This window comes from Paenibacillus sp. 1A_MP2 (assembly GCF_052244825.1).
GTDB lineage: Bacteria > Bacillota > Bacilli > Paenibacillales > Paenibacillaceae > Paenibacillus > Paenibacillus vandeheii.
This window is the reverse complement of record NZ_JBQQCS010000001.1, coordinates 2,357,066-2,380,675: the sequence shown is the minus strand read 5'-3', so window position 1 is coordinate 2,380,675 and position 23,610 is coordinate 2,357,066. Positions and strand designations below refer to the sequence as shown.

24 protein-coding genes and 2 pseudogenes are annotated in these 23,610 nt (G+C 46.0%); 10 read left to right on the top strand and 16 right to left on the bottom strand.

The window, feature by feature from the left end; genetic code table 11:
- Positions 1–112 precede the first annotated feature (112 nt).
- The 4 genes and pseudogenes from ACTWJ7_RS11640 to ACTWJ7_RS11625 form a co-directional block, all read right to left on the bottom strand.
- Positions 113–2,160 (bottom strand): annotated as a pseudogene (locus ACTWJ7_RS11640) (iron ABC transporter permease).
- A complete protein-coding gene (locus tag ACTWJ7_RS11635) occupies positions 2,157–3,152 on the bottom strand; it encodes an ABC transporter substrate-binding protein (protein WP_301878105.1) in 996 nt (331 codons plus the stop codon). The pseudogene ACTWJ7_RS11640 and the gene ACTWJ7_RS11635 overlap by 4 nt, the downstream one beginning before the upstream one ends.
- A gap of 154 nt (positions 3,153–3,306) precedes the next feature.
- The gene (locus tag ACTWJ7_RS11630; RefSeq protein WP_443145467.1) at positions 3,307–3,564 is read right to left on the bottom strand and encodes a hypothetical protein; all 258 of its coding nucleotides are present in this window, start codon (positions 3,562–3,564) and stop codon (positions 3,307–3,309) included.
- 161 nt (positions 3,565–3,725) lie between these two features.
- Positions 3,726–4,268, bottom strand: coding sequence for a CueP family metal-binding protein (locus tag ACTWJ7_RS11625; RefSeq protein WP_301878106.1), 543 nt, complete (start codon positions 4,266–4,268; stop codon positions 3,726–3,728).
- Between the two features lie 358 nt (positions 4,269–4,626).
- Between ACTWJ7_RS11625 and uppS the strand changes: the two are divergent.
- Positions 4,627–5,309: pseudogene (gene uppS, locus ACTWJ7_RS11620) on the top strand (polyprenyl diphosphate synthase).
- A 33-nt stretch (positions 5,310–5,342) separates the two neighbouring features.
- On the opposite strand, the gene ACTWJ7_RS11615 reads toward uppS, so the two are convergent.
- Entirely contained in the window at positions 5,343–6,230 is an 888-nt protein-coding gene (locus ACTWJ7_RS11615) for an alpha/beta hydrolase (RefSeq protein WP_301878108.1), read from the bottom strand.
- 154 nt (positions 6,231–6,384) lie between these two features.
- On the opposite strand from ACTWJ7_RS11615, the gene ACTWJ7_RS11610 reads away from it, so the two are divergent.
- The gene (locus ACTWJ7_RS11610) at positions 6,385–7,098 is read left to right on the top strand and encodes a MerR family transcriptional regulator (RefSeq protein WP_301878109.1); all 714 of its coding nucleotides are present in this window, start codon (positions 6,385–6,387) and stop codon (positions 7,096–7,098) included.
- A gap of 113 nt (positions 7,099–7,211) precedes the next feature.
- On the opposite strand, the gene ACTWJ7_RS11605 is transcribed toward ACTWJ7_RS11610, so the two are convergent.
- From ACTWJ7_RS11605 to ACTWJ7_RS11595, 3 genes are all read right to left on the bottom strand, one after another.
- Positions 7,212–8,249, bottom strand: a complete 1,038-nt coding sequence (locus ACTWJ7_RS11605) for an NAD(P)/FAD-dependent oxidoreductase (protein ID WP_079351191.1) — start codon at positions 8,247–8,249, stop codon at positions 7,212–7,214.
- Positions 8,250–9,224, bottom strand: a complete 975-nt coding sequence (locus tag ACTWJ7_RS11600) for an ABC transporter substrate-binding protein (protein WP_079351190.1) — start codon at positions 9,222–9,224, stop codon at positions 8,250–8,252.
- 112 nt (positions 9,225–9,336) lie between these two features.
- Positions 9,337–10,950, bottom strand: coding sequence for a helix-turn-helix domain-containing protein (locus ACTWJ7_RS11595; RefSeq protein WP_301878111.1), 1,614 nt, complete (start codon positions 10,948–10,950; stop codon positions 9,337–9,339).
- Positions 10,951–11,393: 443 nt separating this feature from the next.
- Between ACTWJ7_RS11595 and ACTWJ7_RS11590 the strand changes: the two genes are divergently transcribed.
- From ACTWJ7_RS11590 to ACTWJ7_RS11580, 3 genes are all read left to right on the top strand, one after another.
- Positions 11,394–14,039 (top strand): cation-translocating P-type ATPase, encoded by a 2,646-nt coding sequence (locus ACTWJ7_RS11590; RefSeq protein ID WP_443145466.1) that lies wholly within the window; start codon positions 11,394–11,396, stop codon positions 14,037–14,039.
- Positions 14,040–14,284: 245 nt separating this feature from the next.
- Positions 14,285–15,364 (top strand): MFS transporter, encoded by a 1,080-nt coding sequence (locus tag ACTWJ7_RS11585; RefSeq protein ID WP_443145465.1) that lies wholly within the window; start codon positions 14,285–14,287, stop codon positions 15,362–15,364.
- Between the two features lie 13 nt (positions 15,365–15,377).
- The gene (locus ACTWJ7_RS11580) at positions 15,378–15,626 is read left to right on the top strand and encodes a hypothetical protein (RefSeq protein ID WP_443145464.1); all 249 of its coding nucleotides are present in this window, start codon (positions 15,378–15,380) and stop codon (positions 15,624–15,626) included.
- A gap of 118 nt (positions 15,627–15,744) precedes the next feature.
- On the opposite strand, the gene ACTWJ7_RS11575 is transcribed toward ACTWJ7_RS11580, so the two are convergent.
- From ACTWJ7_RS11575 to ACTWJ7_RS11565, 3 genes are read right to left on the bottom strand one after another with little or no spacing between them, the layout of a single operon-like run.
- Entirely contained in the window at positions 15,745–16,083 is a 339-nt protein-coding gene (locus ACTWJ7_RS11575) for a hypothetical protein (RefSeq protein ID WP_443145463.1), read from the bottom strand.
- Positions 16,052–16,189, bottom strand: coding sequence for a hypothetical protein (locus tag ACTWJ7_RS11570; RefSeq protein WP_301878117.1), 138 nt, complete (start codon positions 16,187–16,189; stop codon positions 16,052–16,054). Before ACTWJ7_RS11570 ends, ACTWJ7_RS11575 begins: the two co-directional genes overlap by 32 nt.
- A 32-nt stretch (positions 16,190–16,221) precedes the next feature.
- Positions 16,222–16,878, bottom strand: a complete 657-nt coding sequence (locus tag ACTWJ7_RS11565) for a DUF2625 domain-containing protein (RefSeq protein ID WP_301878119.1) — start codon at positions 16,876–16,878, stop codon at positions 16,222–16,224.
- A gap of 203 nt (positions 16,879–17,081) precedes the next feature.
- On the opposite strand from ACTWJ7_RS11565, the gene ACTWJ7_RS11560 reads away from it, so the two are divergent.
- Together ACTWJ7_RS11560 and ACTWJ7_RS11555 are read left to right on the top strand one after the other, a co-directional pair.
- Positions 17,082–17,996, top strand: coding sequence for a hypothetical protein (locus ACTWJ7_RS11560; protein ID WP_443145462.1), 915 nt, complete (start codon positions 17,082–17,084; stop codon positions 17,994–17,996).
- Positions 17,987–18,574: a right-handed parallel beta-helix repeat-containing protein gene (locus ACTWJ7_RS11555; protein WP_443146367.1), complete on the top strand. Its 588-nt coding sequence runs from the start codon at positions 17,987–17,989 to the stop codon at positions 18,572–18,574. Before ACTWJ7_RS11560 ends, ACTWJ7_RS11555 begins: the two co-directional genes overlap by 10 nt.
- Positions 18,575–18,637: 63 nt before the next feature.
- Here ACTWJ7_RS11555 and ACTWJ7_RS11550 read toward each other — a convergent pair whose 3' ends face one another.
- Positions 18,638–19,165 (bottom strand): TetR/AcrR family transcriptional regulator C-terminal domain-containing protein, encoded by a 528-nt coding sequence (locus tag ACTWJ7_RS11550; RefSeq protein ID WP_443145461.1) that lies wholly within the window; start codon positions 19,163–19,165, stop codon positions 18,638–18,640.
- A 159-nt stretch (positions 19,166–19,324) separates the two neighbouring features.
- On the opposite strand from ACTWJ7_RS11550, the gene ACTWJ7_RS11545 reads away from it, so the two are divergent.
- A complete protein-coding gene (locus ACTWJ7_RS11545; protein WP_079351183.1) occupies positions 19,325–19,819 on the top strand; it encodes a nuclear transport factor 2 family protein in 495 nt (164 codons plus the stop codon).
- A gap of 89 nt (positions 19,820–19,908) precedes the next feature.
- Here the strand turns inward: ACTWJ7_RS11545 and ACTWJ7_RS11540 are convergent, their stop codons facing one another.
- The 4 genes from ACTWJ7_RS11540 to ACTWJ7_RS11525 form a co-directional block, all read right to left on the bottom strand.
- A complete protein-coding gene (locus ACTWJ7_RS11540; RefSeq protein WP_443145460.1) occupies positions 19,909–20,061 on the bottom strand; it encodes a hypothetical protein in 153 nt (50 codons plus the stop codon).
- An 11-nt stretch (positions 20,062–20,072) separates the two neighbouring features.
- On the bottom strand, positions 20,073–20,738 hold the full coding sequence (locus ACTWJ7_RS11535) for a methyl-accepting chemotaxis protein (protein WP_443145459.1): 666 nt from the start codon (positions 20,736–20,738) through the stop codon (positions 20,073–20,075).
- A gap of 63 nt (positions 20,739–20,801) precedes the next feature.
- Positions 20,802–21,803: a sensor domain-containing diguanylate cyclase gene (locus ACTWJ7_RS11530; RefSeq protein ID WP_079351181.1), complete on the bottom strand. Its 1,002-nt coding sequence runs from the start codon at positions 21,801–21,803 to the stop codon at positions 20,802–20,804.
- A gap of 30 nt (positions 21,804–21,833) precedes the next feature.
- On the bottom strand, positions 21,834–22,640 hold the full coding sequence (locus ACTWJ7_RS11525) for an alpha/beta fold hydrolase (RefSeq protein WP_079351180.1): 807 nt from the start codon (positions 22,638–22,640) through the stop codon (positions 21,834–21,836).
- A gap of 249 nt (positions 22,641–22,889) precedes the next feature.
- Here ACTWJ7_RS11525 and ACTWJ7_RS11520 point away from each other — a divergent pair, with 249 nt between their 5' ends.
- Positions 22,890–23,129 (top strand): hypothetical protein, encoded by a 240-nt coding sequence (locus tag ACTWJ7_RS11520; RefSeq protein ID WP_301878126.1) that lies wholly within the window; start codon positions 22,890–22,892, stop codon positions 23,127–23,129.
- A complete protein-coding gene (locus tag ACTWJ7_RS11515; protein ID WP_301878127.1) occupies positions 23,107–23,541 on the top strand; it encodes a hypothetical protein in 435 nt (144 codons plus the stop codon). Before ACTWJ7_RS11520 ends, ACTWJ7_RS11515 begins: the two co-directional genes overlap by 23 nt.
- Positions 23,542–23,610: the final 69 nt, after the last annotated feature.

The following is a 23,610-nucleotide window of genomic DNA, read 5'->3' as shown; positions in this document are numbered from 1 at the left end:
TACGAAAATATCCCCTCAAGGTAATCAGTGAATAAAGAGATCATGTCTACATGAACTCAACACTGAAAACCAGAGGGGATTTTATTATTTAGGATTGTTTAGGATCGAATGTTTAAGCCGATTTGCGCCAGTTGGAGCGGTACATTAAATAGAGGAAATACGGCGTTCCAATGATCGCAATCAACAAACCGGATGGAATCTCGGTTGGTGCCATAACCGTCCTCCCAATCGTATCCGCCAGCACCAGCATTACTGCACCGACCAATGCCGACAGAAACATCGACCGTCTTAACTTGTTTCCTGTCAACAGGCGGACCATATGTGGAGCGATTAGCCCGATAAAACCAACCGTTCCCACACAGGCCACTGCACCTGCGGCGAGCAGAACACCAACTGTCATAGCCAACAGACGCGTCCGGCGAACATTCAAGCCAAGCCCTGAAGCACTATTATCGTCGAATACCAACAGTTCGAATCTTCGTGCCAGCCACCACGCAAGCGGGATCAAAATCAACAGGAACACCCCAATGATCTTCACTTGATCCCACGTGCGTGCATAGGTACTTCCTGTCAGCCAGATAAAGCCGCTACTGCCGTATACAGCGCCGCGAACGATGAGAACCTGAATGCCTGCGCCTGCAATAGCAGACATGGCAATACCCAGTAATACAACTGCAGAAGGATTCAGTCCCTTCTTCCAGGACAAGGAGAATACGATTGCTGCGGCGATCCCTGCTCCAACAATCGCTGCAATGGGTAGCAAGAACACCGGAAGACCCGGCCACAGGATAATGACCATCATCGCACCCAGTCCTGCGCCTGACGACACGCCCACGATGGACGCATCAGCCAGCGGGTTGCGAACGGCCATCTGAATAAGCACACCGCTAATCGCCAGCGCAGCACCTGCACCAGCGGCGACAAGCGTACGTGGAACGCGAAGCTGAATAATGGCAGAAAATAGCCCATCCGATTGAAACAGGCTTGGCAGAAGATCAGCCATAGGAATACGCATTCCGCCAAACATCGTACTGAGCAGAACCAATGCTAACGTTAGTACAGTAAAGATCACAGCGATGGGGCCGAATGCCCAGCGACGTGAACGTGCTCCTGTGCTCATTGAGGTAGACATGCCTGATCCATTCGCTGCTTTCATGCGTGTAAGTACAAGCCAGATCAGCCATGGTGCACCAATGATCGCCATCACGGCTCCTGTCGGCAACTCCATACTGGAGTTATGAACCATCTTGGCAAGTACATCTGCACCAACCAGCAGTGCTGCACCCCATAAAAAAACACCAGGCAGCAGTAATCGGTTGGAACGGATTCCACTCAATCGAACCAGATGAGGTGCCACCAGTCCCACGAAGCCAATCGGTCCAATTACACTGACAATCACCGCAGCCAGTAACACAGCAATAATTAATCCAGTGGCACGCGCCATGCCTACTTTTTGTCCTAATGAGGAAGCAGTTGATTCATCCAGTTCCAGCATATCCCACTGACGGGATAACACCAGGGCAACGATCGTAATTCCAACAACCCAAGGCCATGCGTACACCACACCGCTCCAGTCATTTTGAACGAGCGTTCCGGAGCCCCACAGAAATAATGCCTGAGTCTCCTGAGAGAAGAAAATATGCAGCGCGCTTGTAAAAGAACCAAGCACCATCGAAACAATCATGCCTGACAACGCAAGTCGTACCGGGCTAGACGTTCTTCCCCGCCCATGAAGAACGCTGCGGCAGCTGCCAGTAATCCACCGAGTACGGCGAAAAGGAATGGCGATTGGTGCATCAAGCCTGGAAAAAAAATCGTTCCCAACACCACGACAAAATAGGCCCCAGCATTAATGCCGAGTGTGTCGGACGCCGCAAGCGGATTGCGTGTAATGGTCTGTAACAACGAACCGGCAACAGCAAGCGCCCCTCCAGCGAGTATACCGATTACCGTACGCGGCATGCGCAGATCCCAGATCATATTATGTTCCAGTGTATCCTGCCTGCCCATAAGTGAGTCCACAACCGTATGGAGTGGAATTGAAGCTTCACCATAACACAGACTTACAAAAAAAAGCACGATGAGAGCGGTTAGACCGCCCCCATAAATGCTTATTGTGCGCCAGTTAAACACTGGTCGGGAATGTTGGACCGAACTCATTGGGTAATCGCCCCGACAACCCCGTCAACCAGAGCTTTGGACGAGATAGGTCCACCGAACGTCCATGTTGTACTATCCAGTTGATAGGTGCGTTTATCTTTGACAAAATTCAGTCCTTTCCATACCGAATTGTCTTTCATCGCTGTGCCAAAAACGTCATCGTCCGGCTGTGTGATGTAGATAAAGTTACTGTCTTGAACAGCAGGCAGGGATTCAATACCTACTGTTGAAAAACCATACCCCTCGATCTTGTCCGGCTGCCAATCGTTAATCAATCCAACCTTCGCCAATGTGCCAATAACGACAGCGTTATCGGTAAACATACGAAGACTCGCTGCATTTTGATACGTAAATGCTTGTGTCAGTACATAATGGAACTCCGATTTATCCGCAGCAGCAAGTTTATCTTTGGCTTCTGCATAATGCTGATCGAGTTCATCGAGTACCTTCTTCGCTTGGTCTTCTTTGCCAAGAGCAACCGCGATATTATTAAACGTTTCCGTCATTTTGTCATAAGTATAGCCATCACCCGTATACAGGTCATATTCAAGCGTTGGTGCAATGGCATTGAGCTGATCATAGATATTCGAATTGGAATTGGCGATAATCAGATCTGGCTTCAAAGCTGCAATCGCCTCCAAATTTGGCTCGTCACGTGTTCCAACATCCGTCACCGTATCATCCAGAGCTGCTTCAGGCGTCACATAGACTTTATAGTTGGCGTTGTCCGCACTACCTACTGGCTGAACACCCAGTGCAACTACATCTTCCGTATATGTCCATTCCAGCGTAACAACTCTCTTAGCTGGTTTGTCCAGCTTGAGCTCACCACCACTATGCTTAACTGTAACTGGACCTGCGGTCTCTTCAGTCGGTGTGCTGCCGGAAGAAGCATTTTCATTTGTATCTGTTGTGCTGTTGGCCTTACCGCAACCTGTTAGAGCAAGTGCCAGAACCGTCAGCAATAAAAATCCGTTTAATCTTTTTTTCATATCCTAATTCTCCCCTATTTATATGTATTTATATGATAACAATTATCATTATCACTAATGGATTATCCCGTAGGAATGCCATTTTGTCAATTCAAAATTAAAAGAACCCGCATTCAAGGCGGGCTCTCTTAACACTTATTAATCTAATACTTGATCAAGTTAATTTCAGGATGCGCAGTCCGAATGTCATCCAGGGTATGCCGGTTATTTCTTTGAGATGCTGGTCAAAGAAGCTCAGCGACAGTTCATTAATAAGCTGGAAATTGGCTGCTACATCGGCGCCTGCTTCATTAATGATTGGAGATACGCCAGCCAGATCGGTATAGCCCCCGTGATTGGTTTTGGGAATAGTGGCCGTATATGCACCCGGTTTCTGAATGGTTTGATTACGATGATAAGCCTCGGCATTCAAGAGTAGAAACCAATTGGCTTGAAAGCTTCATCAAAATCGCCGCGGATCACTTCATCCAGAACAAAGGAGACATCCTGTTCCCAAATACGGCTACGTTCGCTACTACACGTAGCCTATTTTTCCACTGCATCAAACAACTGCATAAATACACCTTTCATATTTTAACTCAACTGCATCGTTGTGATGCACGTATTATCTTCTTCATATGTAGACAGCTGGGTCTCTGCCACCTTTCCATCATGCACCATACGAATAAGATATGACCTATCCCTGGGTAACCAGAAATCCATAAAACCGTTGGAGCCGGACTTTATCTCAGCATCCTTCATGAGCGTATTCCCTTCGGAGTCATGGATCGTCACCATGAACTTCTTATTTTCCATTTCGCCCTGACAACCGGTCAGACTATGAATTGCGCATGGATGGGTCTGCTCTACGTAGGGCGCAATGGAAAGGAAAAATTCATTTTCAGGCAAGTCGTAGGTTGTCGTTTGGTTGCCTTTATCCGTGACAATTAACTGGGTGGCATTAATGGAGGCTGATTCCGGTGTCACCTTGCGTGTACTGATATCTTCAACCATTTTTTTGACATTGGGTGCTTCGGCGTTACCTGCTTCTTCCTTCCCTGCATTGCTTGCAATCAGATAAGCTCCCAACACAATTACAATCACTAAGCCGCCAATGATCCACATTTGTTTTTTCATCTGGAGTTCATCTCCTCGTCCGTTTTGATTTATTATAATGGAGAACGAACCATCATGGACTGAAAGCGCATCGAATTCACCATAAATTCACATATTTGTATGATTCCTTCGCAGCATGTTTCTTTATAAACATTGAAGGGTTATAAGCGAGTCATGACTGTTCCTATACAATCCTATATAATATATATAAATTCTGGAAATCAACTCGAACAAATTAAATTCATTATACATGTCTTACCCATTTTAGCTTGAGGAGCGGGAGGAACATTCATTGAAGTGGCACCGAGTAGTTAAAGAAAAACCAAATGTTAAAGATTGCATCGACTGGAACGGGTTTGTACCTAAACATATCGCAATTATGATGGATGGTAATGGCCGGTGGGCGACAAGAAGGGGATTACCTCGAAGTGCCGGACACTATGCAGGAATGCAGACGATGCGGGAAACGATAAGCATGTGCCACAAAAACGGAATCGCCTCTCTCACGCTGTACGCCTTCTCTACGGAAAACTGGAAAAGGCCCAAGGAAGAGGTCGATTACATCATTAGTCTGGTGGTCGAATTTGTACAGGATACAACGGTCCAGGAGCTGAATCAGAATAATATCAAAGTTAATTTTATTGGTGATATCTCCAAATTCCCAGAAGAAACCCAGGAAGCGATGCGCAAAGTGGTAGAACTAACTCAAACCAACAGCGGGATGGCTGTTTATTTTTCGATGAATTATGGAGGAAAGAACGATATTGTACAAGCCATCAAAACGTACATTGAGGAAAACAAAGAAGAAAACAACGAAACCTCGGAAATCTCCGAGGCGGAATTCGAAAAGTTTCTGTATACCGGACTAAATCCTGCCCCGATCTGCTGATCCGAACAAGTGGGGAGAAACGGTTAAGCAATTTTCTATTATGGCAAGCGGCGTATTCCGAGCTCTGGTTTACGGATGTGATGTGGCCTGATTTCAACGAACAGTTGTTATATGAATCCATTCTGGATTATCAGCAGCGCAAACTAAGAGCTTTGGACGATGTCATACAGTAATACCAACTTTACCAACTTTGTTCCTGCCGATCCTCAGCTTAAATGAGCTTTTAACCAGGGATGAATAACAGGGAGAACGGTACTGGGCTGCATCGCTTTGGTGTGATCCATATCCTCTCCCTTAATGATTTCGACGGTCCAACCGAAGTTTTCAAGAATGGATTTATTCTTTTGCAGCCGTCCAGCGATATCCACCGTCACACTGCCGAATTTCTCACCGTATACAATCGTATCCCTCTCCCCTGCAAAAGCCAATCTGGGAATCTTCAACTGAGTTTGAATATGTTGGTCATCAAAATCAATTAAATCTTGATACAAGGTCGCAAATTGCTTTGTTTGAGCCGGATCAATTTTCAACTCCATGTTGTCCCAATCGACCTCATCCGGGCTAAACTGTTCATTTATAAAGGCTTCTGCTCCGTTATTCTCCTTCGTTGACTTATGCTGATCCATTGCTCCCTCATATGTCTTTGTGATAACTACTCGCATTTCCTCATACGGCCCCTCGTAAGGCGGGAACCCTCCCATAATGAGACTTTCCATCCGCTCGGTCCGAAGGGCGAGCTGCAACCCGACGAGAGCCAGCCAGGAGTATCCATAATAACTAAATCGATTCACATTCATCTGATCTGCAATTCGTAACAAATCCTGAGCTATATATTCGGGCGTAAAATGTTCCGGATGGGGATGTGCCATGTAGTGGCCTTCATAATCAAAATGCAGAATCTGAAATTCATCCGAAAGTCCAGCGATAAACTTTGCACCCAATTCAGGATCAACACCCCACAACCTCAGGGTTTCCGCTTCTTGTCCGGTCACGGACTTTTTGGCTATGGGCAGCATAATGACGCGACGATTTTGCGCTCCCGTCAGACCCGCTTCAAGTTGCGAGCCATTTAACAATGTAATTATTTTCTTCAATTGAACCAGTCCTTTACAGTTGATATCCTCAGTGTATAACATTGATGCAATCTTTCGGTTTTCATTATAAAATGTGGATAAAATATAGACTTGGCTCGTTGTATGTTAGTGTAGCACTTGAAGGTTTTACTTGAAGTATGAGGAGCAGAAGCAGATGAACCCTACGTATACACCTGGGCAAATTGCCACTAGGCTGGAGGTCAGTACGACAACACTTCGACGCTATGAAAAGGAAAACCTGATTCCCGACGTCCCACGAACCCTAAGCAATCACAGGTACTACACCCCTGTTCATCTTCAGGCGTTTGTTGCCATTCGTTCATTATTGAAAGGATACGAGATTCCTGTTGTATATGAGGTCATGAGACAAGTAAAACAGAGCGATACAATTGATGCTCTCTGGCTGATGAACCACCAGCTGTACAACAGCCAACTGGAGAAGCAACGAATGGAAGACATTTGGAATATGGTACAACAAGTGGATTTTGCTAACGATCGAAAGGTTGGAACGACGGAGTCGATTACCATTGGTAAAGCGGCTGATATTGCCGGGGTCAACACTTCTGCGATCAGACATTGGGAAAAAGAGGGCTTAATTCGCTCGGAAAGAGCCCCTCTGAATGGGTACCGAATGTATACCCGAGTTGAATTAAGAAAGATATTAGTCATTAGCAGCTTAAGAAAATCAGTCTACTACATTGAGCATATGAAAGAACTATTAAATACCGTCGGCACGCAGGATTACTCACAGATTAATAAAGCCTTCCAGATTGCACTGCAAAAGCTGAACACCCAACTAGCCCTGCAATTTGCAGGAGTGAAGGAACTTATGGCATATATTGATTTGTATCAAGAACCACAGGGTTAACTTATGGTTAGTTGAGCATGGAAGTTTTATTAAAAAAAGCCCGACTCATATTCGAGAAATTCTCAACACGGGTCGGGCTCCTTATTTTATTTTCCCGTTCTACTCATGGTAATTTACAGGGTAGAAATGGCTTTATTTTTCTCAAAGAACCTTGCATTATGGGACGATACCCCTGCCATATCGGAAGCGCTAGGTTCCATATACAATTTCGCACTGTTTACCGCCAGTACGGCATCGTTGAAGGCACCAGCGATCAGCCGAACCTTACTGCCATAGGTGATGAAATCACCGGCTCCGAATATACCTGGCTGACTCGTGCACATTCGCGGATCAACCGAGATACCGTAATCTTCACGTTCGAGTCCCCAGTGGACCAGGTTACCGAAATCACGATCGTATCCATGACTGACTACCACTTCATCCACTTCAATTGGCATGATTTCCCCGTTGTCTACATGCACGAGGTCAACACGGCCTATTTTATCTCCTGAACCATATAAGCGAGAGATGCTGTAAGGGGTCAAGACTTGGGCAAAAGCTTTCATCTGGGCAACCGGCAGCTCATGTGCCGTAAATTCATGTCGTCTGTGAACCACAATGACTTCCTGCGCCAATCCCTCCATTTCATTCGCCCAATCTATCGCAGAATCCCCTCCTCCGGAGATCAGCACACGCTTATCCTTGAATCTCGACAGATCGGTAATGGTATAGTGAAGATTCGTCAGCTCATACCGATTGGAACCCTCGATATCCAGCTTCTGAACCTGCGTCATACCTCTACCTGCACATAATAAGATAGTCCGTGTATAATGACGCTCACCCGTCTTCGAAGTAAGCACGAATATATCGTCCTCACCTCGTTCCATCTGCGCAATTTCCTGGCCGAACACAATTGTGGGGTCAAAGGTTCTTGCCTGTCTTTCCAGAGAATCAATCAGTTTCTCACAACGAACCGGATCAACCCCGCCCACATCCCAGACCAGCTTCTCCGGGTACGTACGCATAAATCCACCCAATTCCTCTTTGGCTTCAATAATTTTGGTGCGCATTGCTCTCATCCCGCTGTAAAATGCAGCATACATTCCCGCAGGTCCACCACCAACGATCGTTATATCGTAAATATCCAATGGCTGCTTCGCTCCAGTATTCATCTAGGGCACCAACTTTCCAACGACATAATCCAATAACTTGGCCGATCCGATAGGGCCTACACCTGTTACAAAATCACTCGTTTTCAGCGGAAAGACATGATTGTCTTTGACCGCATTCAGACTTGCCCATACTTTGCTTTCTTTCAGATTATCCATAGATTCTTTCGTATCATAGCCTTTCAGTGTTCTGTCTTCTAGAAAAATATAATCCGGATTCATTTCAGGCAAAAATTCCAGGGAAAACTGGCTAAACCAGTCTGTAGAGTCTTTGATGACTTCTGGACTGTTTAGACCCAAAATATCATAGAAAAAGACACTGCTGCTTCCTCCTTTGGGGCCCATGAAACGATATCGATTGTGCTCCACTCGAAGGACCAGCACAGTTTTGTCGCCGATGGCCTGAGCAATTTTCTGCTGTGCCTGCTTCGCCTTCTCATCAAACTCTGCCAGCACTTTGACAGATTCCTCTGTTTTGTCAAATAGGGTAGCCAGCTTCGGCATCGCTTGCTTCATTTCACTGTTGGATTCCAGAGCCACCGTTGGAGCAATTTTGGTCAATTCGTCATATGCTCCCTTATCCATACCTTCGCCTACGGTAATAATCATATCTGGTGACAACGCAAGCAATTGTTCATAATTATATTGATATTGTTCTGCTTCTATCATTTGCACGCCGTGTTCTTCAAAATAAGAAGAACGATATTCCGGTTCAACCTCCGGAACGAATATAACCATTTGCGGTATCACACCCATCTCAATGAGATACTCGGCATAGATCGAATCGAAGACTAGCATATTCTGGGGATGTGCAGGAATCGTCACTTCACCGAACTGATCCCGAACAACCTTCGTTTCATTATTCCCTCTATCTTCAGTTGAAGCTCCTGCTTCCTTATTGGAAGTACCGGAACAGGCTGAAAGTACCAAACTTAACACCAACAGCACCATTCCAAAACTCTTAAACCTTCGTGACATGATCTACTCGCCCCTTATATAATATTGATAATGATTATTATTATCAAATACTAGCAAATAGGAAGAGATCCTTCCATAGGAGATGGTGCGTATTCAGTTGGATTATTGTGCTCTACAATACATTGGTGACCAGACTATTCACAATTTCATTCAAAATCATTTTGTGTCCGATAATTCCGCGACCATCCACCCACAGGCGAGTATCCACGAGAAATACCCTGTTGTTTTTTACAGCCTCCAAGTCATTCCATTGGGAGCTCTCCACTAACTTCTTCATATTATCTTCAGCACTAAAGTGCTGCATGACCCGTTTCTCAACAAACAGGTAATCTGGATTAGCTTTGGCCAATAAGTCGAGTGAGCAAGGATTAAACCACGCCTCCCCTGCTTGCAGCGGCTGTGGCAGAGTTAATGGGAGCTGTTCATACAGCACATGGGATACCCCATTAGAATGACCACCCATGTATCGATAACCAAACGTTTCTACCCTCAGTACCATCACAGTGGAGGAAGATTGGACTAGATGTTCCAGTTGTCGCTGTGCTGCGTTCACTTCCAATTGCAGCTGCAAATGAAGTTCATAGGCTGTATCTTCACGGTGAAACAAACCGGCTAGTTGATGGAGCAGGGTCTCCACATCGTTATTCAGACCCGTTAAGATGGGTGCAATGGTGCGCAGTCTTTGCTTGATCTCTTCTGTCCATACGTTTCCTATAATCCATTCAGGCTGAACTTGCCGAATCCGTTCCACATCCAGCTCATATTGCGGGACTTCCAGCATCTTCACCTGATGCAATTCAAATAGTTCATGCTGATGTTCAGGCAAAAGCAAGGGTGTCACCATAACGGCATGTGGAATAACCCCCAAGTGAATCAACACTTCCGCACAAAGCGGGGAAAGACATACGATATTACGCAGGGGCAACGTTTGTCTATAATTTCTCGGGGAAACGCCTGTTAGCTGTTTGAAACGACGACTGAAATAATGAGCATCCTCGAATCCGGTCTTCTTGGCAATGTCCTGAGAGGTCGCCGTTGTTAACAACAGCTCCTCTTGAGCACGATAGATTCGGTAATGAGCCAGGTAATCCAGAGGTGGCTTTCCATATCGCTCACTGAATTTGCGGGAATAATGCCAGGGAGTGATACCAGCGATCTCAGCCAATTGCTTTCGTGTGATGACCTGGTCATAATGCTGCTGCATGTAATCCACAGAGCGGAGAATACCTTGCTCAATATTCGACTGCTCTTCCGGCTGCTCACGATATACATGTTGCAGCAATTCATATATCAGATACTGATTTCTAACCCGGGTTGCATTCCAATCAGGAGAACCGTGTTCACTCCATTGCTGACTGAGAATCGCCAGCGTGCCAGCGGTTAATTGTACTTTTTGATACGTATCTCCTGACGGTACATGCCATTCATATTTCTCCATTTCACCTCGGTCAGGAAACATCGCATATGTATCAAACTGAATATGCCATCCGGCCAGATCCAGATTGCCACCCTCAATCACTTCAATTACAGAGTTTTCTTCCACAGCAATTAACTCTCCATAAGATACCTGAACCCTGTGACTATTGATGTTCCAGATGGCTTTCCCGTCAAGGATGAGCAGCAAGGCATGACTTGAAAAGTGATGCAGCTTGCCCGCAGTCATCCATTGGTCTGTCAGTGGCTTGGTTAACTTCCATTGTGCCACCCAATCTATGTTGTTGGACATATTGTAATCCTTTCTGTGGCTGAAGACTCCATAGTTTTAAGTGTTACTACATCAAAAATATATTTAAATGAAGTCGTGTTATTAACTCTACAATACACGAAAACCCGCACCATCAGGTACGGGCTTTTCTTAATTTATACGTGTTTCCGTTCTTTTCCTAACATCCAGTAGGTGAACACACCGTATCCCCACTATAGTTTAAACCCCATCTATAAAACGAAATTTGTCCCACAACGTAATCATTATAACCGTGTCATTCGGCAACGAAGTAGCTGTAATATACAATGCGCAATCATAGCAAACGAATGAGATTCACCAGACGCGGAGATTCTACCTATGGAGTTCATAAATTTGATGAAGTTTTACTGATTCTTAGACGCCTGCAAGGTTATATACACAAAGAAATCTAATATCCGAAATCTATGATCCAAGGAGCTGGTCATTTGCAACATTACAGACACAGTGCAGAGGAGACACTTCAGGACGTTAAGAGTTCCAGGGATGGGCTCACCACCTCCGAAGCTGCAAAGAGACTTGAGACGGAAGGCTATAACGAGTTAAAAGGAAAAGCTGCAACCCCCATCTGGAAGCTATTTATTGAAAATTTTAAAGATCCCATGGTGATCGTGCTTCTCATTGCAGCGGCTGTCCAGATAGTACTCGGACACCTGATTGAATCGCTGATTATCTTTCTCGTCATTCTGTTAAATGCCGTCATTAGTGTCGTACAGACCAAAAAAGCCGAAAGTTCTCTGGATGCACTGCGGCAAATGTCTGCACCCGAAGCCAAGGTCATTCGTGATGGTCAGAAAAAGACGATTCCGGCGAGGGAACTCGTTCCCGGCGATATTGTCCTGCTCGATGCGGGAGATTACGTGCCTGCAGATGGACGCATATTGGAATCAGGAAGTCTCCGAATCAATGAAGGCATGCTGACCGGAGAATCCGAAGCTGCGGAGAAACATGCGCATGCCATTCCCGAAGAAGCACCGATCGGAGACCGTCGCAACATGGCATTTAGTGGTTCACTGGTCGTGTATGGTCGTGGCATGCTCGTTATTACAGGCACCGCACTGAAAACGGAAATCGGCAAAATCGCCGAATTAATTGAAAATGCTGAAGCCAAAGAAACACCGTTACAACGCAAATTGGAATCGTTCAGCAAGAAACTTGGATTCTTTATCCTGGGCTTGTCGATCCTCATTTTTGCTATTGAAGCAGGTCGTGTCTGGTTAACGGAAGGAACGGAAAATATCGGCCCATCCATTGTGAATGCCCTAATGTTCGCAGTTGCCGTAGCTGTCGCAGCCATTCCTGAAGCCCTTTCATCTATTGTAACGATTGTATTATCTCTCGGAACGAATAAAATGGCCAAGCAGCACGCCATTATCAGACGTCTTCCTGCCGTGGAAGCTTTGGGTTCTGCCAGCATTATCTGTACTGACAAAACAGGAACGCTTACTCAAAACAAGATGACTGTGGTGGACTATTACATTCCCCATGGCACGAAAGACCAATTCCCCGATGATCCCAAACAGTGGTCTGCAGAGGAACGCCGCTTGTTACATATTGCAGTACTCTGCAATGATTCGAATATTAACCAGGAAGGCAAGGAACTTGGTGATCCCACCGAGGTAGCGCTCATCGCCTTCAGTAACCGGGTGAACAAGGATTACAATGAAATTCGTGACCAGTTTCCGCGTGAAGCCGAGCTTCCTTTTGACTCGGATCGGAAATTGATGAGTACGGTGCATACGTTTGAGGGACAGACCGCTTTGCTGACCAAAGGTGGCCCGGATGTGCTGTTTAGCCGTTGTAGTCATGTTTTCATAAACGGTGAAGTTCAGCCATTGACGCCTGAGATTCGCACGCAATTTGAAGAGAAGAACGAAGCGTTCTCCAAACGCGCCTTCCGTGTGCTGGCTTACGCCTACAAAAAGTTTGATGACAAAAATCAGGTTACGATAGAGGACGAATATGATTTAACACTTGTTGGTCTGACAGCCATGATTGATCCCCCGCGTGAAGCAGTATATGGTTCGATCGAAGAGTCCAAGAAGGCGGGCATTCGTACCATCATGATTACCGGCGACCACAAAACAACAGCCCAAGCCATCGGTATTGATATCGGACTTGCAGGCCCGGACGACCTGGCCCTTACCGGAGCAGAGCTGGACAAACTGTCGGATGAAGAACTCGACCAGCAGCTCGAACATATCTCGGTGTACGCACGTGTATCTCCTGAAAATAAAATCCGCATCGTGCGTGCGTGGCAGCGCAAAGGCAAGATTGCAGCCATGACTGGAGATGGTGTCAACGACGCACCAGCATTGAAACAAGCCGACATCGGCGTAGCGATGGGCAGCGGGACGGATGTCGCCAAAGATGCGGCAGCCATGATTTTGACGGATGATAACTTTGTGTCCATCGTGAATGCAGTCAGTGTCGGGCGAATGGTATTTGATAATATCAAAAAAGCCATTGCGTACCTGTTTGCAGGAAACCTCGGGGCGATTATCGCCATTTTGTTTGCACTTGTGGTCGGTTGGGTGAATCCTTTTACAGCGCTGCAACTGCTCTTTATCAATCTGGTGAATGACTCCCTGCCTGCCATTGCACTCGGTACCGAAAAAGCTGAACCGGATGTCATGCGACGCAAACCGCGAGATATTAACGAAGGCATCTTTGCCGGCGGAACGTTACAGGCTGTCATTACTCGCGGTGTCCTGATCGGGGTGGCGGTCATCGTGTCCCAATATATCGGACTTGGGATCTCGGAGGAAATAAGTGTGGCCATGGCCTTTACAACCTTGATTCTGGCACGGAGTCTGCAAACTTTTGCAGCACGCTCCAATACACAGACGATTTTCCAGGTCGGCTTCACCACCAATAAATTAGTTCTTGGTTCCATCCTGGTTTGTCTCTGCCTTTACGCGATCACGCTGATCCCGGGTGTACGCGGCATCTTTGCCATCCCGGCTGCGTTTGGCTGGAATGAGTTCCTGATCGCAGGAGGACTCGCTCTCGCAGCCGTCATTCTGATGGATGTCATCAAATGGATTCGCAATCGGGGAAACAAGCCAGCGTAGCCTAACAGTAATAGGCGCCCTTTAAATTTAGGGCGCCTATTTTTTTATAGCATCCTATACAACCTTGACGATCCTAGCTAGATAAGGAAAATGGAGTCTAATTTTTTCAACCCACTGTAATTATGACATTATTGCCATATAAGAAGATTGAGCGTAAAATGGTTTATTGATTTGGTTACCTGTTCGAATCAGAAAACAGGTACATTTATCATGACTCCATTGAATTCATAGACAGGAATGGTTACGTGAAAGATAAAATTGTAATGCCTCTCTGGACTTGCTGCCTGTTCATCGTTGTGATGAATACCACCATGTTTAACGTCTCTTTACCCGTTATTATTCATGATCTTCAGATTACATCGGACCTGGGGTCCTGGGTCATCTCAAGCTACTCCATTGGTTACGCCTTGTCGACGGTGATTTACAGTCGATTATCTGATCGTATCCCGGTGCGCAAACTGCTGACGGTGGGATTGCTTATTTTGGGTTTATCTTCATTATTCGGATTATTTGCTCACAGCTTTGCGATCCTTCTGCTGACACGCATTCTGCAATCTGCGGGTGCAGGGGTCATGGCCGGGCTTGGGCTTGTCATCGCAAGCCGTTACATCCCGTTGGAACGGCGCGGAGCTGCCATCGCACTTATTTCATCAGGCAGTGCCATGGCATTTGGGCTCGGTCCAATCGTAGGTGGACTCATTAGTGAGTACTGGGGTTGGAATGGACTTTTCGCTATTACGGTGCTGGTCCTGCTTGCACTGCCCGTACTGCTCTATTTTCTCCCGCGTGAAACGGCCAAACCGGAGAATCCTTTTGATATGATCGGTGCAGCATTAACCGTGATTAATGCAACTACCCTTCTGGTTGCCATCACTCAGCAGTCATGGTTATGGCTGTCCATCGGTGTCATTTCACTTATTGTGCACATCGTGTATATTCGCAGGGCAAGCCTGCCTTTTGTGAATCCACATGTATTCCGAACACCCGGGTTTTCCCGGCTACTGATCATCGGCTTCTGCGTTCTGGTCGTAAATCTGGGCAATCTGTTCCTGATGCCGCTAGTGCTCGCTGATCTGTTTGGACGTTCGTCACTGGCTATTGGTCTGCTGATTGCTCCTGGAGCCATCGTCTCGGCATTCTGCACCCGTTTCGTAGGTCGCTGGATTGATCGATATGGCAATATGCGTTTTCTAATGATCGGACACATTTTGCTTGCCGGAGTGTTAGCTCTGTTTATGCTGGGACTGAATCAGTCTGCTTTGATTATCACCGGCGGATATCTCTTTTCTCCCGGCACTCTCAGCCTCCATAGCTTCCCTGAATAACGAAGCATCTCGGGTGCTGCCCAAAGCGCAAATCGGCTCCGGCATGGGCTTGTTACAGCTGATCCAGTTTTTTGGCGGTTCGGTATCCGTGGCTGTCTGTGGGCTGCTGCTGCATAGCATTCCGGGTGTTCCAGTAGAGGAAGCCTATCATGTTGTATATGGATGTCTGCTCTTAGTCTGTCTGATCTCGCTAGTCATCGTGGTCTGGCATAACAAAGCTGCACGATCGACTTCTACGGTTACAATGACTGAGACTGGATAGGTTGCAAACTAGGATGTATTCTATATCATTCAATCAAAACATTCATGTATTCGATGGAGTAAAAGGCCCGCGAATAGCGCGAGCCTTTTGTCGTTCACGAGGATATTCAAACGGTGAATCACTCAACTGGATCACTCGGTCTGGCTTTTAAACAAGCTATGAATGCATTGAAATTGGCAGCGATCTCTCGTACATTTTCCTCCAGCAGTTGCTGGGCTTCCTCCGGCGTCTCTGATTCACTCTCGGCATCTTCGCGTACCATCGCTTCTTCATGGTCCATAACCAGTACGGCAGGAGATTCTGAATTCTTTCGGTAATCCAATAAGTAGTTGTTGCCGCTGCTGACACTCCAAGCAAACGGAATAATCCGGCGTGGATCGGGATTCACGTCATCTACCAGATTGATGTTATTCGCAATGAACTGATTACTCCCAGTCGATGACCTCTCCATTTTCAATCATATCAAATGCTTGACCATCGGCCTCCCGTTGAAACTCCAGATATTCATGCGGAAACAAAATGCCGTAATGCTTCTGAATGTTATCGATATTCAAGTTATTCATACACTCCCTCCATACAGTCCTGTCATAGCACATCATTTCCCAGCCAATGCTGCTTTCCAGGCTTCTTCCACAGCTACAGGAGCTTTGCTGCTGCTCTCGCCGCTGCCCTCTTCCGTCCAAAGCGGTGGATAATAGGCGAATACTTGTCCTATCTGAAGCTGTACCATGTCGTTCTGCCAACCCTTCCAGCGAAAGGTCTGATAATACTGCTCCAGATCACCATTAGCCAACCAGTTGATGAAGCCCGAATAAGCCAGTTCTGTCGATTCCCATTCCAGCGTGTCAGGGGCAAAATAGTATACATGTCCTGTACAGCCATACTTACCCGTATCCATTCCGAAAAATCCACCCGCAGCATCATAAGCGACGACCATCATGCCTTCCAGTGCGGGTACACAAGGCTTGTCAGCCACACCATTCCAACTGGTCAGACTCCCGAAGGTTTGATCACCTCCCGATCCAAGCAACGTAATCCAGCCATCATCCAGCACAATGCCCGCTGTCTCATAGGCAACAGCCCCCAAATAGGATTTAGTACTTACTTGTAGGCGATAAAGCGCGTCCTCTCCGACCTCTCGCTGTGCAGGAACATAGGTATATTTATTTTGTCCATGGTCCAACAGTTCCTTGAGTTCCTCCCAAGCATGATTCTCCCGATCCACTAATTCGTTTGCGATTAATTTATGCATAATTATTGCTCCCTTCAGCCTACTTTACATTCTGCTTGCTCCCCCCTATGGATTTATCCATTCCCGTTCAAAAATACCATTCCACATCTTAATCCTCCATTCTTCCACTCATGCTAGTTTTCTATGAACATATCACACCCCTATTCCTCCATTCAAATCTGCTATAATCAAACTTTATAGCAAATTCATAAGGAGGAAACACTTTGCTTCGTACAGTCACACAATACGTTCTGGCCCTGATTCTAATGCTTCTCGCAACAGGTTGTCAGGATGAGGGCTCTTCCATGCCTTCACCAGATTCGGTTCATACACCCGCCACCAAAGAAATTTATTACATAGCACCCGATGGAAATGACCAAAATACAGGAACCATTCAAGAACCCTGGAGAACGCTACAGCATGCTGCAGATCATGCCAAGCCAGGCAGTACCGTTTATTTACGGGAAGGGGTATATCATCAAAAGGTGAAAATAACCCGGAGCGGAAATGCCTCCGGCAATCCCACCCTGTTCTCCAGTTATCCACAGGAGAAAGTCATCATTGATGGTGAAGGTCTGTCGGTACGCGGTATAGAAGGTTTAATTGAAGTCGAAAATGCCAGCTTTATTACGATTCAAAATCTCGATATCCGCAACTTTACAACCTCTCTTCGGGGTCAAGTGCCTACTGGCATCTATATTCACGGAGCAGGGGAACACATTCAAATCCTGGGCAACACCGTTCATTCCATTGCAAATGATGCCAAGCCCTCAGGACCGGATTTGCAGGGTAGAGATGCCCACGGAATTGCAATCTATGGTACGGAGCATCCCCAAGCCTTACGGGACATTATGATCAAGGATAATGAATTGTATGATCTCGTGCTCGGTTCAAGTGAGTCACTTGCAGTCAACGGGAATGTCGATACGTTTGCCATCTTGGACAACACCATTCATGACAGCGACAACATTGGTATTGATCTGATCGGTTATGAAGGTACATCCGAAGATGACACGTATGATCAAGTGCGAAACGGCATTGTACGAGGAAACGAAATCTATAATATTTCTTCCAATCTCAACCCTTCCTATGGAACGAACCTCCCCAATGAAAGCAATTCTGCCGGGGAATCTATGTAGATGGAGGCAAAAATCATATCATCGACCATAATCGGGTATACCGCAACGATATCGGGATCGAGATTGCTTCGGAGCACGCCGGACGTTCAACGAGCAACATTACGTTGCAGGATAATCTCATTTTTCATAACAGGCTGACAGGTATCGCCATGGGCGGCTATGATGAGGAACGCGGTTCTACCGTGGACAGTACGATTATGTACAATACAATAGTTGATAACGACCTGCTGGATGCTGGCAATGGGCAGCTGTTCATGCAAGCCCAAACGAAGAACAATACGTTCAAGCGGAACATTCTCGTATCAAATAGCTCTGACGTGCTCATCTACAATGAATACACCAGTAATTCGGGGAATGTGTTTGATCATAACGTGTACTACTCCCCTGCACCACAAGAAGATGCGCTCTGGGTCTGGAAAAACAGGGAGTATGCCGGCTTCACCTCCTACGTCGAGGGATCAGGAAATGATGCTCATTCATTGTATGTGAATCCGAAGTTTATGGATGACGCCAACGAAGACTTCACTCTCCAAGCCAGTTCCCCTGCCAAGGGATATGGATTTATGAGCCACGAGTAACCGGAAAGAGTGACCAGGATAATGCCGGTAAAGTGATTCTACGATTCGTTGTTAAAATACGTTCTAATAGGCTGAGGCATGGCGGAAAAAATTAATTCCCCAATTCGGCGGGGATTCCCTCATGCCGTTTTCAAGCCAGTCTTTGGTGACATTGACTCCTCCGTAGGCATTAAACTGGATCGCAAAAGCAATATCCTGTGGCAATGAGGCAAGACCCAATTTTTTCTGGATATGCTTGGTATGGCACTCGACCGTATATTGAAAAATAATATTATAGAATGATAAATGTGTATCGTCGTCAAATACTTTTTTGAAATAGAGATAGTCCTCTTTAATAAACGCTACAATTCTTCCGGCCACGCGCCCCCAAGGCTCCTTCTCTATATATTGATTGATGATTTTATCCGCTTTGTCACTATAGATCCAGGCAATCAGATCGTACTTGCTCGAAAAATGATAATAGAACATCTGTCTGCTTACCTGACAATGATCCGTGATGTTGGTGACAGTAATGGATTGAATCGGGTTCCGTTTGGCCAAATCAATCAGGGATTCAGCCAGGAGTTCTTTGGGCGTGATTTTTCTAAGCATAGGTATCTCCCTCCTGAGGTTCTAACGCTGCTATGGTGTCTTGGCCATTCTCTTTACATATCGACGTATTTGTACAGTTTTTTTACACTCTACTGAAACAGTCTATTATGATTTGAGATTCTTTAATTTATACTTTGATGTGAAAGGGGAGTGGAATATATGGATTCCAAAACGATCAAAAATGTAACCGTTAACGCGTCAATGGATACTGCAAATGAAGACGCCCGCAAAAACATGGATGTCATTATAGAATTTTTCTCGCTGTATCTGGGTGATACGGACCAATTTTATTCGCTGTGGGTTGAGGAAAACCCGGCAGTGATTACACCGTTTGTTACAGCAGATGTCGCCGTCCTGCACAATGCTGTTCAAGAAGGCTGGGACGCTGTTAAAAGCTTCTTCAATCCGATTTTCACTGATATGAAAGGTACATTCGAATGGACGATTGACGAGTTTATAGTCGGCGAAAATCCGAATACCATTGTTACCAAAACACGGAGCAACATCGACATCACTGCCAACGGACCCTGGGGTAACGACAAAAAAATCAAGTATAACGGCATTTACGTGCAAATCTTCAAATTTGAACACAACAAGATCAAGTCATTTGAAGAATACTACGATACCGCTTTGCTGAATAAACAGTATTCCTAAAAGGAAGCTGACCCAAGTTCATCCTGAAGCAAATAAGAAAACGCTCAACCACATCTGTGGTTGAGCGTTTCGTTCATGTATCGACGGAATTATTCCACGTCATCCGTTATTTTTTCGACCAGCCTGCGCAAGCCGTGATTTGTTTCATTCAATTGATCGATCACATTCATAAACTCTGTGACCAGCTTCGCCTGCTCTTGCGAAGAAACTGAAATCTGGGCAATCTCTTGCTCCATACTCAATACGGATTTTTTTACAGCGTCAAGCGACTGCTCAATCCGTCCGGTAGCTTCTTTGGTTCCCGTGGACATCTTACGAATTTCGGTGGCGACCACCCCGAATCCTGCCCGGCCTCACCGACCCGCGCTGCTTCAATTGCAGCATTCAAGCCAAGCAGATTGGTCTGCTCCGAAATCTCTTTAATGTATAGAACGACCTCATTAACGTTTCCGGAATCCTCAACCGCCCGTTTCGTATTACTCAAGATTTCTTCCGAAGTCGCACTCAATTCCTCGGAATGAGCAGCAACATGCTGAATGCCCTCAATCAGTCGGCCGGTAACTTCGTCAGCCTGATTCATCAGCTTTTTCAATTGATCCTGCGTATCCATACTGTATGTAATGCAAATCACTGCTTCTATTTCATTCTGCTCGTTCTTGATGGGATGGAAATAAGAATCCGCAGCGATACCGAATAGTTCGGCCGGATAATGCTCCCTTGTTTTCGACTCATTCTGTAACATCTTAAAATCCCTGTGGATATCCGGGAGCGGATCTCCTGCCTTAAAATCATATTTCAAGGCATTCCCAGATTGGAAAAACAAAAACTTCTCCCTGTCCATTACCGAGATGGATACATCCTGACGTGCAGCTTCCCGAATGAACGGCATGGCAGTCAAAACAGCCTCAACCTGATTCATAATGATGTGCTCACTTCCTCTAATTTGGATAATAGCATTAAATACTATATCGACAGTTATCATTTAATTATGAAGGTTTGAGTTGTTACGCTCTGCTTCTGACGCATGTGTCACCCGATTTCTTCCTCCGGTTTTGGAGACATACAGCGCCTTATCCGCTTTTTGGAACAGGGACTGCTCCGTGTCTTCCTCCGCAACAGTAGCTGCGCCGATACTCACCGTGATGTTATATTCGCCCCAATCAGCGGAAGCGACTTGTGAACGGTATCGCTCTGCGGTATGCATCGCCTGCTCCTGATCACAATCCGCAAGAATAATGACAAATTCCTCTCCGCCATAACGCGCGACCACATCCGTACTGCGTGACACCGATTGTAGCAGGCCCGCCAGATTGCCGAGCACCAAATCCCCGATCGGATGCCCGTACGTATCATTAATATTTTTGAAATGATCAATATCAACGACCAGCAGGGAAAAACAACGTTGGGAGTCCCGAAAAAACGTCAGGCTTTCAACCATTTTGTCCTGGAAATATCTGCGGTTCTTCAGTCCGGTAAGCAAATCCGTAGAAGCCATCGTCTCCAACTGATCATTCACTTTGATTAATGCCTGCTGTTTTACCTTGTACTCCTCATGCAATCGCTCAAGCTCCTTATTCGCCTCATTCGTAGCTTGATATAATTCCTGCAGCTTTGTTTTGGTCTGCAATATATCCTTCTCATGCTCAATTCGCTTGCGCATGATCACCACGACACAGTCAATTATGCTTTCTCCGTTGCGAGTCTGGCGAACCCCGTTCAGAAGAACCGGAACATCCTGCTGATCACTGGTACGAAACGAGAAGTACATCTCATCCACATGACCATATAGCTGAATGTATGGATAAAAATACGTGTGAAAAAACAACTTGTTGGTCACCGACATCGTCGACTCAATATGCTTCCCTAACAAATCGGTGCGTTCATATTTCAGCATGCCCAGCATGGTTTGATTAATCGATTGAATGATTCCCGAGTCAGAGATGGAGAAGTATCCGCAAGGTGCCAGATCTAATTGTAGGTCCATGGAATAATTGCACTTTCCTCTCCTTTTACTTTACACGCTCTGCAAATAGTCTTTAATGAAACGACTTGTTTCTTCTGGCTGACTCAAATGAGGGTAATGTCCCTTCGCCGTCATCTGTAGAAGTCTGCTATTCTTCAGATGAGCATGCAAGTAATCCCCCACTTCAACTGGAGCGATGCTATCGTCTGAACATTGGAGAATCAACGTGGGTACAGAAGCCCGCTCCAGATCATCCCGACAATCCGAGAAAAACGTCACCTCGGCAAATTGCCTCGCAATATGCGGGTCCCTTGAACAAAAGCTTTTTTCCAACTCCACTGTCAGCTCTTTGCGCTCGGGATTCTGCATCACGATTGGAGCAAGATAACTCGCCCAACCAACAAAATTCATCTGCATCATCTCCAGCAGCTCATCTATGTCGCGTCGGTCAAAACCGCCGTAATAATTCGGAAGATCATTTACGTAACGGGGAGAAGGCCCCAGCATTACAATACGTCTAAAATATTCGGCTGCCTGAATGGATGCAAGCATGCCAATCATGCTGCTTACAGAGTGCCCGACAAATACGACGTCTCTCAGATTGAGCGCTTCCATAATTTCAAGCACATCCTGTGCGTATCCTTGCAGACTGCTGTACTTGTCAGCATCATAATAGTCAATTTGAGATTGGCCCGAGCCTACGTAATCAAACAAAACGACACGGTAGTTATCCATAAAACTCGGAACAATGTAGCGCCACATATCCTGATCACATCCAAACCCATGAGCAAACACAATGGTTTGCCCGCCGGTACCAAGTACCTTTACATTGTTGCGTACTAGGACGTCAACCGTCATTCCAATCACCTCTCTGAGGTAGTATCCTCTTGCTTTCGTTCTATTAAGTTATTATATCGGAAAATGCTGGGAGATGAATAATAAATATTAATTTTCCTGCTGTAGCTCAGCCCATCCTACATCCGATGCCCGTTGAGACTGAATAAATCTGTAAGCCTTTCCCATTCTGATATAGTATAATTCTTATGATCAACGGAGTAGCTACTTAGGCAAGAACACATACCAGAAGACCAGGAGGAATCAATCCCCATGCAACAACTGGAGGCTGCCTTAACCCGTTTTGTGGAACAGCAGAACTTATATAATGAAGCTTATGGACTTTTCAAAAACCATGATCTTCGTCCTCTCACACAACATCATCAACCGGAAGCGGACGAACGAATTCCTCTCTCCCTAGAGCTTCAATATCTATACAGTCACTATGAGATGGTCGATGCGAAGGCCGAAGGTACACTCAAGTTGAAAAATGCGGCTGTCGAAATCGGATGATGCAGCCGTGATCTTCTTTGTTGCACCTGAACATCTGTATCGGCAGCAGTTAGGCTATCGATGGGTCGGCATGAACGAGCCTTATGAGGAAGCTGCCTCATGGAAACCAGGTCATGTTGTCATCGCCAATGTGAATGATAATCCCTTGATTGTGGACACAGCAGCACCTGACTCGCCTGTGTATGCAGCCTTTGAAGGCGGCGAACCAACACGGGTCGCTGAGTCATTGTCTGACTTTTTTACCGCAGTCGCTATCCTGATAGAAGCTGCACGGACTTATGGTGGAGAATTGAAGGATGAGGAATCTTACGAAACCAAACCCGAATATCTGAAGCTTGTGGAACCTCGATTGAATGATTTGCTGGGAGAAGAGCATGTGGTGCATGTATTGGAGTATTTGTCGTTTCGCTAATGGTTAGAAATAAAACATACATTTACAAGGTCCCAAGAGTACAGGACCCAACCAGGGATATGGAGGCGT

Bases quoted from the DNA above. Each gene is read 5' to 3' on its own strand.
- ACTWJ7_RS11635 (WP_301878105.1), bottom strand. From the start codon at position 3,152: ATGAAAAAAAGATTAAACGGATTTTTATTGCTGACGGTTCTGGCACTT.
- ACTWJ7_RS11625 (WP_301878106.1), bottom strand. From the start codon at position 4,268: ATGAAAAAACAAATGTGGATCATTGGCGGCTTAGTGATTGTAATTGTG.
- ACTWJ7_RS11610 (WP_301878109.1), top strand. From the start codon at position 6,385: ATGAACCCTACGTATACACCTGGGCAAATTGCCACTAGGCTGGAGGTC.
- ACTWJ7_RS11605 (WP_079351191.1), bottom strand. From the start codon at position 8,249: ATGAATACTGGAGCGAAGCAGCCATTGGATATTTACGATATAACGATC.
- ACTWJ7_RS11600 (WP_079351190.1), bottom strand. From the start codon at position 9,224: ATGTCACGAAGGTTTAAGAGTTTTGGAATGGTGCTGTTGGTGTTAAGT.
- ACTWJ7_RS11595 (WP_301878111.1), bottom strand. From the start codon at position 10,950: ATGTCCAACAACATAGATTGGGTGGCACAATGGAAGTTAACCAAGCCA.
- ACTWJ7_RS11570 (WP_301878117.1), bottom strand. From the start codon at position 16,189: ATGAATAACTTGAATATCGATAACATTCAGAAGCATTACGGCATTTTG.
- ACTWJ7_RS11565 (WP_301878119.1), bottom strand. From the start codon at position 16,878: ATGCATAAATTAATCGCAAACGAATTAGTGGATCGGGAGAATCATGCT.
- ACTWJ7_RS11550 (WP_443145461.1), bottom strand. From the start codon at position 19,165: ATGCTTAGAAAAATCACGCCCAAAGAACTCCTGGCTGAATCCCTGATT.
- ACTWJ7_RS11545 (WP_079351183.1), top strand. From the start codon at position 19,325: ATGGATTCCAAAACGATCAAAAATGTAACCGTTAACGCGTCAATGGAT.
- ACTWJ7_RS11535 (WP_443145459.1), bottom strand. From the start codon at position 20,738: ATGAATCAGGTTGAGGCTGTTTTGACTGCCATGCCGTTCATTCGGGAA.
- ACTWJ7_RS11530 (WP_079351181.1), bottom strand. From the start codon at position 21,803: ATGGACCTACAATTAGATCTGGCACCTTGCGGATACTTCTCCATCTCT.
- ACTWJ7_RS11525 (WP_079351180.1), bottom strand. From the start codon at position 22,640: ATGACGGTTGACGTCCTAGTACGCAACAATGTAAAGGTACTTGGTACC.
- ACTWJ7_RS11520 (WP_301878126.1), top strand. From the start codon at position 22,890: ATGCAACAACTGGAGGCTGCCTTAACCCGTTTTGTGGAACAGCAGAAC.
- ACTWJ7_RS11515 (WP_301878127.1), top strand. From the start codon at position 23,107: ATGCGGCTGTCGAAATCGGATGATGCAGCCGTGATCTTCTTTGTTGCA.